The following is a 10,703-nucleotide window of genomic DNA, read 5'->3' as shown; positions in this document are numbered from 1 at the left end:
TCGTGCGTCAGCGCCGGAAGCACGACAACCAGCCCCCGAGCCGCTGCCGCGGCCGCACAGAACGTCGTGCGGCCAGCGTCCCCCCACGGCAGCGCCCCGAACCGCCGGGGCCCGACATCGCCATGGCCGCCCTGCCCCGTCGGAACGCAGGGGAAGGCTGCCGAACCCGTACGGAAGGAGAAGCCGAGGTGGAACGCGGTGAGGAGCTGCTCGCTCCGAGTGGCCGGGAGGTGGCCCGGGAGTGGGCCAGCAGGTCCATGCGCGACGGGCTGGCACGGGTCATGCGTGCCTCGCAGCCGGAGGAGCTGAACGAGGGAGTGACGCGCGAGACCGCGCGTGTCCTCGGGGAGTTCGCGGAGACCGCGCGCCGTGAGATGGGGCGTCCGCCGGCCTCCGCCCTGGAGGTGGGGTGCGGTATCGGCAGGCTCACGCCCACGGTGGCTGAGCTGGCCCAGCACGTGACGGCCGTCGACATGACACCGCGGATGCTCGACCTGGCCCGGGAGCGCTGCGCGTCGCTGGACAACGTGGAGTTCCGGACAGGACGCGCGGAGCAGCGCCCCTGGGGCGAGGCGCGGTTCGACATCGGCGTGTCCGTCTGGGTCCTCATGCACGTGCTCGATGAGGAGGGGATCGCCGCGGCGTGCCGCTCACTCGCGGAGTCCTGCCGCTACCTCGTCCTGATCGAGTACGAGCGCGCCCACGTTCCGGTCAGCAAGTGGTCGCGGCTGCGCGGCCTCGACGAGTACCTGGCCCTGATGCCCGGCGCGCGCGTCGTGCGCCGGACCTGGCTGGATTACGGAGGCGACCGTTCCGTCGCCGCCCTGCTGGGGTTCCACCCCGCTTCGTGACCCCTCCGGTCCCGTCCCCCGGGGGCGGAGCCGGCCCGGTGGCTCCTCGCGGACCCACCGGCGACGCGACCCGAACGAACAGGAAAGGAACACTCGTGAGTGTCCAGCCCGACAGGACGATCCAGTACGAACTCCCCCGGCTCGAATGCGGTCCGTGGGCGGTCAACCCGCACTACGACGACGAGTACCAGGCGGCCATGGACGAGTGGTGCTTCCCCTTCTTCGAGGGCGCCTCGTGGATGTCGGGCAGAACCGACTACTACCGCGAGTCGAAGCTGCACCTCGGGATCGCTCTCATCTACCCCGAGGCGGACAGGGAGCGCCTGGACACGTGGGTGAAGTGGAACGGCCTGCTCTGCCTGTGCGACGACGCGGTCGAGACCGCGTGGGCCAGGAACGACGGAGCGACCGGGACGAGCGTGACCATATGGGACCGGATCAACGCGATGATCGCCCGCGGCCGGGAGGCCGGTGCGTCCCCGTGGGAGCTCACCGATGACGCGCTGCTGGCGAAGATCGTCGAGCTGACCTTCGAGATCCGCTCGTGGCTCCCGTCCGACGCCGGGGAACAGTTCCTGGACACAGTCCGGGACGGTTTCCAGAGCATGACGCGCAAGGACCAGCACCGCGCCGCCATGCCGTCCCTGATCGACATGACCATGGCGGAGTACCTGCGTTACAGGGACACGACGTACTTCACCGACATCTTCTTCCTCGGCGCTGCCCCCATGTCCGGACTGGAGGTGCCGTCGGGCTTCTTCCGGGACCCCGCCCTCCAGCGCGCGCTCGCCCCCGCCGCGCGTCACCTCTTCCTGATGAACGACCTCTACTCGTTCCGGCGCGAGTACGTCTACCACCAGGAGAACCTCACCTCGCTGGTGCACCCTGTCACGCTCCGCGTGTTCAACGAGGGCTACTCCTGGCAGGAGGCGATCGACGACCTCGTCGCGATGATCACGACGGCCGGGAAGGAGTACGCCGCCGCCCGGGACGAGTGGGTGGCGACGACGGATTTCCCGCAGGCGGACAGGTACGCACGCGCCCTCGACCTGCTGCTCGGCGGCAACCACCGTTTCCACCAGGTCTCCCGGCGCTACCACCTCGACGGCGAGACCGCCGACTCGGTGGTGTGCGACCCCGAACACATCGGTTACTTCTGACATCCCCACCCCGGTGAGCGGTCTCCGTCGGGCCGGTGTGCTCCGGTGGGGCGGCGCGCCACCCCACCGGAGCACGGCACGTTCCCCGTTCGGCGCTTCCCGCCCCTGCCGAGGGGCAGCCCCTGCCGCCACGCGGGCCCCACGACGGAACACCCTCGCCCGGACCAGCGAACAGGAGCGCGCGAATGCCGGAGAACGCACCGTACGGCACCTGGGTCTCGGCCGTCACCAGTGACGACGCGGTGGCGACGAGCAGTCTGCCCCAGTGGGTCGAGGCGGAGGAGGGCCACGTGTGGTGGACGCAGCGCAGGCCCGAGGAGGACGGTCGGGTGGCCCTGTTACGGCTCCGGGAGGACACGGGCCGGGTCGAGGAGGCGCTGCCCGCACCGTGGAGCGTCCGCAACCGGGTGCACGAGTACGGCGGGCGGCCGTGGTGCCTGCTGCCCCCGGACGCGGCGAGCCGGCTGGTTTTCACCGAGTGGTCCGACCAGCGGCTGTACGCGGCGAGTCCGGGAGCGGCGGCCCCGGACCCCGTCCCGCTCACTCCCCGCGCGGAGCTACCGCACACGACCCGCTACGCCGACCCCGTCGCGGGTCCGGGCGGGGACGAGGTCTGGTGCGTACGCGAAACCGTGTACGGCGGCCGGCGGACGGACGTCAGCCGCGACGCCGTCGCCGTCCCCCTCTCGGGGGAGGCCGTCGGCGACCCCTCGCGGCAGCGTGTGCTGGCCGACAACCACCACTTCCTGAGCTCCCCGAGACCGAGCCCGGACGGGCGCCACCTCGCGTGGCTGGGCTGGGACCACCCGGCGATGCCCTGGGACGGCACGCTGCTGTACGTCGCCCCCCTGGACGGCGCGGGCGGCGTCGGCCCCGCCCGGGTCCTGGCGGGAGGTCCCTGTGAGGCGGTCTGCCAGTTCGCGTGGGACGGACCCGACTCGCTGCTGGCCCTGTCCGACCCCGACGGCTGGTGGAACCTGTACCGGATCGGCCTCGACCGGACGCGCCGCAACCTCGCCCCCTGCGCGGAGGAACTGGGCGGTCCGCTCTGGCAGCTGGGAAGCCGCTGGTTCTCCCCCCTGGGGGCGGGGCGCTACGCCGTGGTGCGTTCGGGGAGGTTGGCGGTCCTCGACGAGGGCACGTCGACGGTCCGCGACCTGGACACCGCCTTCCCGTCCTGGGAGCCGGACATCACCACGCGCCGCGGCGGGGAGGTCATCGGGGTGGCGGCGTCCCCCCGGCAGAGACACACCGTGGTGCGCGCGGACACACGTTCCCGGTGCCGCGCGGAGCTCTCCCGGCCGCCGCGGCGCTCGCCCGACCCGGCGTACCTGCCCGTTCCGCACGAACGCCGCTTCGCGGGGCCGGAGGGGGAGCCGGTCCCCGCGCTCGTGTACCCGCCGCACAATCCGGAGTACCGGGCCCCGGCGGGGGAGCTCCCTCCCTTCCTGGTCCACGTGCACGGCGGGCCGACCGGCCGCGCCGCCCCCGAGCTCCGGGCGGACATCGCCTACTTCACCAGTCGCGGGATCGGCGTCGTCGCCGTGAACCACGGCGGGTCGACCGGGTACGGGAGGCGGTTCCGCAACCGGCTGCGCGGCCAGTGGGGGGTCGTCGACGTCGCGGACTGCGCCCGCGTCGCCCGCGCCCTCGCTCGGGAGGGGACGGCCGACCTCCGGCGGATCGCCATACGCGGCGGCAGCTCCGGGGGCTGGACCGCCGCCGTGGCGCTGACGTCGACCGACGTCTTCCGCTGCGGAACGCTCATGTTCCCGCTGCTCGATCCCCTGGCCGCCGCCGCGGGTGGAACCCACGACTTCGAGTCCCGCTACCTCGACAGCCTCATCGGCCCTCTTCCGGAGTGCCGGGATCGTTACGTGGAGCGCTCGCCCGTCACGAACGCCCGGCGGGCGGCCGGACCGGTTCTGCTGCTGCAGGGGGAGAAGGACGAGATCTGTCCGCCGGAGCACGCCCGGCGTCTGAGAGCCGCGTTGGACGAGCACGGGCTTCCGTGCGTCTACCGCGCTTTTCCCGAGGAGGGGCACGGGTTCCGGAAGGCGGACTCGATCAGGGAGGCGCTGGAGGCCGAGCTGTCGTTCTACGCCCAGCAGTTCGGGTTCGACGCCGCGGTCTAGGAGAGGCTCGGCCCCGGCAACGGCAGCCGGCCGCCCCGTCGGGGCGCGGGATTCCGGCCGGGGCTCCCCCATGGCGCGGGGAACGGCCCCGCTGCGGGCAACAACAAGGTCCCCGTTCCCTGTGCCGGGAACGGGGACCTGATCTCGTGTGGAGCTGCGGGGATTTGAACCCCGGACCCTCTCGATGCGAACGAGATGCGCTACCGGACTGCGCCACAGCCCCTTGAGACGCTCTATACGATAACAGCTCGTGTGCTGTTTGCCGAATCGGAGACCGGGACGGTTCCGGACCGCGCTCAGTCCCCGGCGGCGCGTATGTGCGCGTCGGCGTACTGATCATAGACGTCACTGCGGCGCGCGTCCAACTCGACCACGTTGGCCGGGACGCGGGGCTCCCGCTGACGGCGCTCGGCCTCCTCGGCCGCGCGGCGGGCTTCCTCGCGCCGCTTCCGGCGCCGGTGCCGCAGCTCGGCGACACGGCGCTCGGTGTCGGCCTTGGCCGCCTCGCGCAACAGCGCGAGATGCCCCGTCAGCAGCAGCGCCGGCGGGATGAGTACCCATGCCGGCCCGAGGCCGGCGACCACGGCCACCGCGGTTACCGCGATCAGTGTGACCAGGCCGGTGGTACGGCGGCGGCGGCGCGCGATGATGCGGGCCCGGTTCACCCGGGGCGGTGCGGGACCGCGCTGGGACAGCACCTCGGCGTCCGTCTCCTCTGCGGGCTCGCCGGATTCCTCCCCGTCCTCGGCGGCCTCGGTACGCGCCCGGGGCGCTGCCGGGGCACGACGCGGCGGAGGGGTGTCCTCCGAATCGCCATTGTCGCTGATATCGGACTCGTCCTCATCAGTGGACTCGTCGTCGATGAAGTCCTCGTCCTCATCGTCACTTATGTCCGACCCACCACCCGGACCGGGACCGCCCCGGCGGTCGGTGCGGCGCGAGGTCGCCGGTGCGGGGTCGGACGCGTCACGGCGCAGCAGCATCGGAACGAGCACGATGAGCCACACGACGACGATGGCAAGATACAGAGGAGAGCTGCCCATTACCCCTCCTCGTACCGCCGATCACACGACACTGCCAGACGCTGTACCGACACGGCCATCCGTGCGCGGCGCAGCGTGAAAGACGGTGGACAGGTACGACGGTCCACGGTCGCGGTTCCGTTCCGGAATCGTTCTCCGTGCCCCCCGAGCGCTGTCTCCCATGCGCCATATGCACGCATTGTCCGTATCGTTGATACGTCTACGTTCCGCACCGTACGACCCAGTGTCCGTAAATGCGCAGTATTCGGACCGGAGTGTCGTGAGATTGCAGTCTGTCCTCTTCCTCGGTGATTCCTCCGTGGACGTGTGTCCAGGAGTAACGTGTCTCCGGTTCGCGGGGGGTCAGCGACCGGTGTGCGGTGGGTCTCCCGGTAACGACGGGTTTTGGCCGTGTCGCCAACGCTGGAGTAACCCGCCGGGAACGTCCTCGTGGGTGAGCGCGTAACAGATGTGGTCCCGCCACGCGCCGTCGATGTGCAACTGCCGCCGGCGTGTCCCCTCGTCGTGGAACCCCAGTTTCTGGACGACGCGCCTGCTCGCCGTGTTCTCCGGCCGAACGCTGGCCTCGATACGGTGCAGCCCCACGGTGAAGAACGCGTGGTCCACGGCCATCGCCACCGCGGTGGGGGTGACCCCCCGGCCGGCGTAGGCGCCGTCGATCCAGTAGCCGACCTGCGCGGAGCGCGCCGCCCCCCAGATGAGCGCGCTGATGGTCAGCTGGCCGACGAACTCGCCCTCGTACAGCAGCGCCCACGGAAGGGAGGTGCCCTGACGGGCCTCCCGGCGGATCGACTGCACCATGGCGATGTAGGGAGTCAGGCTGGAGTCCTGCAACGGCATCTCGGGATGCGTCGGTTCCCAGGGTCGCAACCATTCGGCGTTGCGCACCCGCACTTCCCGCATGGGGCGGGCGTCGCGCAGCCGCAGTGGACGCAGACCAACCGGCCCCTCCCGCAGGGTGACCGGCCAGCCTCGTATCCGATTCACTTCCTGTGTCCTTCCGATGCTTCCGGCGCCGCTGGCGGCCGGGCGCCGGGACTGCGCGTGACGGGAGCGGCCGGACGCGCCGTTTCCTACGACAACGTCCAGTATTCCACCATGGCCGAAACAACGCGGCGCCTGCGCGCCAGGCCGGGCGCGGCGCGCGGACACCGGAGCAGCACCCTACCCGCGCGGCGCCGACGTCCGGAACCGGACGGTCAGCCCGCCGCGCGGGGGTGGTCGCCGCCGCGTATCTGGTCCAGCGCGTGGGCCAGCAACCGCGACAGCACCTCCATCCCGTCCCGTACTCCGCCGGTGGAGCCGGGCAGGTTCACGACGAACACGCGGTGCCCGTCACCGCGCTCCATCACTCCGGCCAGGCCGCGCGAGAGGACGGCGGAGGCGACGCCCTTCTCCCGGCCGGCCGCGCGTACGGCCTCGGCGACCCCCGGAACCTCGTAGCCCAGCAGCGGGCGGGTGGCCTCCGGTGTGGCGTCGTTCGGGTTCAGCCCCGTTCCCCCGCTGGTGATCACCGCGTCGTACCCCGCGTCGCGGGCCTGCTCCAACGCCTCGGCGACCGGCTGCCCGTCGGGCACCACCCAGGGGCCGAACGCCGCGCATCCCGCCTGTCCCAGCAGGTCCACCAGGACCGGACCGGAACGGTCCGGATAGGTCCCCTCCCACGCCCGGTTGGACACCGTGACGGCGAGCGCGCTCGGCGCGTGTTCCTGGCCGCTCATCGGGAACGCCGCCAATCCCCGCTCTTGCCTCCCGTTTTCTCCTCGACCCGCACGTCGGAAACCACCGCCTGGGGGTCGAGCGCCTTGACCATGTCCACCAGGCCCAGCGCCGCCGCTGTCACGCAGGTCAGCGCCTCCATCTCCACTCCGGTGCGGTCGGCGGTGCGCACGGTCGCGCTGATGTGCACCCCCTCGTCGCGCACCTGCAGGTCGACGTCCACACCGTGCACAGCGATCGGGTGGCACAGCGGCACGAGGTCCGGGGTGCGTTTGGCCCCCTGGATACCCGCCACCCTGGCCACCGCCAGCGCGTCCCCCTTGGGAACCTCCCCGTCGCGCAGGGCCGACACGGCCTCCGGCGCCAGCAGCACTCGCCCCGTCGCGGTCGCGCTGCGGGCACTGGACTCCTTGGCCGACACGTCGACCATGCGGGCGTCACCGGACTCGGTGAGGTGGGTGAATCCGGCGGATCCTGATTCGGACATCGTGTGCTTCCTGTGTGCCTTGCGTCGGTTGTGGTCGGCACCGCCGCGGCGGTGCGGTGCGCGGGCTGCGGGCCCTGTCCGGTGGACGCTGCCCGCACCGGGCGGCGCGGACGGCGCCCCTCCGCACGGCCGAGGGCCGGGGCGGGGGCATCCTCCGTCGGGAGGACGGGGGCGCCGCCGGCGGGGTACCGGAGCGACGCGCACGCGTCCGCCGAACAGGGTCTACGTCCCGTCCAGGGTGACAGCTTCCACCACGTCTCCGCTGGCCAGTTCCGTCACCTCTTCCGGAACCACCACCAGAGCGTTGCTGTCGGCGAGGGCGGAGAGCTGATGGGACCCCTGCCGCGCGGCGAGTTCGGCGGTGTGGGCCACCTCCGGGTCGCTTCCGTCGCGTTCCAGCACCGCCCGCAGGTACGAGCGCCTCCCGTACGGCGAGGTGAGGCCCGGGGCCGCCAACCGGGCGCGCACCGAGGGCAGCGGGTCGGGGGGAAGGCCGCGCAGCGCGCGCAGGAGGGGGCGAACGAACAGCTGGAACGACACGAAGGCGCTGACCGGGTTTCCGGGAAGGGTCAGGATCGGGGTCCGGTCGTGGCCCACCGTTCCGGCGCCCTGGGGCATGCCCGGCTGCACCGCGACCTTGCCGAACCACACCGTTCCCAGCCGGGAGAGCACCTCCTTGACGGCGTCGTAGGCGCCCATGCTGACACCGCCGGTGGTGAGGATGAGGTCGGAGCGCGCGGCGGCGTCCTCGATCGCCTCGCGCACGCTGTCCGGGTCGTCGCCGGTGGCGGCGTGCCGGGACGCGACACCGTCGGCGTCCCGTACGGCGGTGGCCAGCATGTAGCTGTTGGACTCCCAGATCTGCCCCCGGCCGAGCGGCGCCCCGGGTTCCACCAGTTCCTCCCCGGTGGACAGGACGGCGACCCGCGGCCGCGGGTGCACCCGCACCCTGCCCCGGCCGACCGCGGCCAGCACCGCCGTCTCGGACGGCCCCACGCGCACCCCGGACCGCAGCACCGGGTCCCCCTCGCGCACGTCCCCGCCGGCGCGGCGTACGGCGTTCCCGGCGGTCACGGGCCGGTCGACGGTCACGGTCCCCGTCCCGCCGTCGGTCCACTCCACCGGGACCGCGGCGTCCGCTCCCCCGGGGAGGGGCGCGCCGGTCATGATGCGCGCGCACTGGCCGGGCCGCAGTGTCACCACAGCGGTGTCCCCGGCGGGGATGTCGGCGACGACGGGCAGACGCGCCGGGTCCTGCTCCGAGGCGCCGTCGAGGTCGGTGGCCACGACGGCGTAGCCGTCCACCGCGGAGTTGTCGAACCGCGGGAGGGAGACCGGCGCGGACACGGGTTCGGCGAGCACCCCGCCGTGCGCCTGGAGCAGGTCCAGCTCGGTGGGCTCCGTGGGGTGAACGAGCTCCAGAACGTCCCGGATGTGCTGCTCCACGCTCTTCATCGTCGTCGCTCCCCCGTTCGTTGACGCCGCACCGCCGAGGTGTCCAGTGTTCCACGCCGGGTGGGGGTCCCGGACAGCCCCGCCCTCACGTCTGGGGATTGTCCTTCTCCGCCACGAACGAGCGCAGCCAGGGCAGGAACTCGGCGGCGAGGTCGGGGCGGCGGCACGCGAACTCCACGACGGTGCGGAGGTAGTCCACCGTGTTCCCGGTGTCGTAGCGCCGCCCGGGGAACAGCACTCCGTGCACGGGCCCGCCCTCGTCGGCCCCGCGCCCGGCCAGCTCCCGCAGCGCGTCGGTGAGCTGGATCTCCCCGCCCCTGCCGGGCGGGGTCTCGCGCAGCACGTCGAACACCGCCGGGTCGCAGATGTAGCGGCCGATGATCACCCACCGGCTGGGGGCGCTCTCCACCGGCGGTTTCTCCACCAGGTCGGTGACCGTGACGACGTCCGGTTCGTCCGCCGGTTCCACGGCGGCGCACCCGTAGGAGGACACGTTCTCGGGGTCGACCTCCATCAGCGCCACCACGCTGCCGCCGTAGGTCTCGCGCACCTCGATCATCCGCGCGAGCAGCGCGTCCACCTCGCCGATGAGGTCGTCGCCCAGCAGCACGGCGAACGGTTCCCGCCCCACGTGGGCCGCGGCGCACAGGACCGCGTGGCCCAACCCGCGCGGGTCGCCCTGCCGCACGTAGTGCATCTGGGCGAGCTCACTGGTGGCCTGCACCGACCGCAGGCGCCGGGTGTCGCCCTTGGCGCGCAGCGCCTCCTCCAGCTCGTAGGCGCGGTCGAAGTGGTCCTCGATGGAGCGTTTGCTGCGCCCCGTGATCACGAGGACGTCGTCGAGGCCGGCGGCGACGGCCTCCTCCACGACGTACTGGATCGCGGGTTTGTCCAGGATCGGCAGCATCTCCTTGGGCGTCGCCTTGGTCGCGGGCAGGAACCGGGTGCCCAGACCCGCCGCGGGTACCACGGCTTTCGTGACAGTGGGGACAGCGGGTTGCGTTTCAGCCATGCCGGCACTGTAGGACAGCGCCGGTGCCGTGACCGCCCGGCACGCGTGGGCCGGTCCGCGTCACGGCAGCGCGCTGGCCGGTGAGCGCCGTACGGCGCAAGGGACATTCACCCGTTCTTCACGCATTCCTCACCGTCGGGCCGTGGCTGGGAGACTGGGTGCCATGGAGACCACCGAGAAACGGGAGATGCGCCGGCGGATCACGCAGGAACGGCGCAGTCTGCCCGAGTCCGAGACGCAGCGCGCGGGGACGGCGCTCAGGGACGCTCTCGCCAGCACGCCGCCCTTCGACACGGGCGGGACGGTCGCCGTGTACTACTCGGTCGGAACCGAGCCGGACACCCACAAACTCATCACCGCGCTGTGGCGGCGCGGTACCTACGTGCTGCTGCCGGTGTTCCTGCCGGACCGGAACCTGGACTGGGCCTCCTACGAGGGTCCGGACAGTCTCACCCGCACCGCCAACGACCTGCTGGAACCCACCGGTCAGCGGCACGGCCCCGAGGCGGTGCGGCGGGCGTCGGCCATCGTGTGCCCCGCGCTGGCCATCGACCGCAAGGGCTACCGGTTGGGGCGCGGGGCCGGCTGCTACGACCGGGCCCTGTCGCTGGCCGGGCCGAACACGAGCATCGTCGCGGTGATTTACGACACCGAACTGGTGGACGCGGTGCCCACGGAACCGCACGACCAGCCGGTACACGGGGTCGTGACGCCGACGGGCGGGCTCTCCTGGTTCTGACCCCGCCGGTGTGTGCGAGGGAACAGCGCCGAACCGCCGGGTGTTGCATATCCCGGCGGCGCCGTACCGGCCGGTGGCAGCGCCCCGAGTCGCGGCAGCGCT

General features: G+C 72.4%; 10 protein-coding genes and 1 tRNA gene. 4 read left to right on the top strand and 7 right to left on the bottom strand.

Translation table 11 applies throughout. From position 1 onward, the window contains the following. Positions 1-188 precede the first annotated feature (188 nt). The 3 genes from FHX37_RS00800 to FHX37_RS00790 all read left to right on the top strand — a co-directional run bounded on the left by FHX37_RS00800 (position 189) and on the right by FHX37_RS00790 (position 4,146). Positions 189-851, top strand: coding sequence for a class I SAM-dependent methyltransferase (locus FHX37_RS00800; protein WP_211351713.1), 663 nt, complete (start codon positions 189-191; stop codon positions 849-851). Between the two features lie 95 nt (positions 852-946). Next, entirely contained in the window at positions 947-2,011 is a 1,065-nt protein-coding gene (locus FHX37_RS00795) for a terpene synthase family protein (RefSeq protein WP_141921563.1), read from the top strand. Between the two features lie 185 nt (positions 2,012-2,196). Then, positions 2,197-4,146 (top strand): S9 family peptidase, encoded by a 1,950-nt coding sequence (locus FHX37_RS00790; protein WP_141921562.1) that lies wholly within the window; start codon positions 2,197-2,199, stop codon positions 4,144-4,146. Positions 4,147-4,295: 149 nt separating this feature from the next. Here FHX37_RS00790 and FHX37_RS00785 read toward each other — a convergent pair. From FHX37_RS00785 to galU, 7 genes are all read right to left on the bottom strand, one after another. Continuing rightward, positions 4,296-4,369: transfer RNA gene (locus tag FHX37_RS00785), tRNA-Ala, on the bottom strand. A gap of 73 nt (positions 4,370-4,442) precedes the next feature. Beyond that, positions 4,443-5,189 (bottom strand): divisome protein SepX/GlpR, encoded by a 747-nt coding sequence (sepX, locus tag FHX37_RS00780; RefSeq protein WP_141921561.1) that lies wholly within the window; start codon positions 5,187-5,189, stop codon positions 4,443-4,445. 342 nt (positions 5,190-5,531) lie between these two features. After that, the gene (locus tag FHX37_RS00775; RefSeq protein ID WP_141921560.1) at positions 5,532-6,176 is read right to left on the bottom strand and encodes a GNAT family N-acetyltransferase; all 645 of its coding nucleotides are present in this window, start codon (positions 6,174-6,176) and stop codon (positions 5,532-5,534) included. 212 nt (positions 6,177-6,388) lie between these two features. Further along, entirely contained in the window at positions 6,389-6,910 is a 522-nt protein-coding gene (locus tag FHX37_RS00770) for a MogA/MoaB family molybdenum cofactor biosynthesis protein (RefSeq protein WP_141921559.1), read from the bottom strand. Further along, positions 6,907-7,395 carry a cyclic pyranopterin monophosphate synthase MoaC gene (gene moaC, locus FHX37_RS00765; RefSeq protein ID WP_141921558.1) on the bottom strand — a complete coding sequence of 163 codons (489 nt, stop codon included), beginning with the start codon at positions 7,393-7,395 and terminating at the stop codon, positions 6,907-6,909. The genes FHX37_RS00770 and moaC overlap by 4 nt, the downstream gene beginning before the upstream one ends. Positions 7,396-7,617: 222 nt before the next feature. Beyond that, positions 7,618-8,850 carry a molybdotransferase-like divisome protein Glp gene (glp, locus tag FHX37_RS00760; protein ID WP_141921557.1) on the bottom strand — a complete coding sequence of 411 codons (1,233 nt, stop codon included), beginning with the start codon at positions 8,848-8,850 and terminating at the stop codon, positions 7,618-7,620. An 85-nt stretch (positions 8,851-8,935) separates the two neighbouring features. Continuing rightward, the gene (gene galU, locus FHX37_RS00755; RefSeq protein WP_141921556.1) at positions 8,936-9,862 is read right to left on the bottom strand and encodes a UTP--glucose-1-phosphate uridylyltransferase GalU; all 927 of its coding nucleotides are present in this window, start codon (positions 9,860-9,862) and stop codon (positions 8,936-8,938) included. A gap of 142 nt (positions 9,863-10,004) precedes the next feature. Here galU and FHX37_RS00750 point away from each other — a divergent pair, with 142 nt between their 5' ends. Beyond that, positions 10,005-10,601: a 5-formyltetrahydrofolate cyclo-ligase gene (locus FHX37_RS00750; RefSeq protein ID WP_394344461.1), complete on the top strand. Its 597-nt coding sequence runs from the start codon at positions 10,005-10,007 to the stop codon at positions 10,599-10,601. Positions 10,602-10,703: the final 102 nt, after the last annotated feature.

This window comes from Haloactinospora alba, assembly GCF_006717075.1.
Lineage (GTDB): Bacteria > Actinomycetota > Actinomycetes > Streptosporangiales > Streptosporangiaceae > Haloactinospora > Haloactinospora alba.
This window is presented reverse-complemented; position numbering and strand designations above follow the sequence as displayed.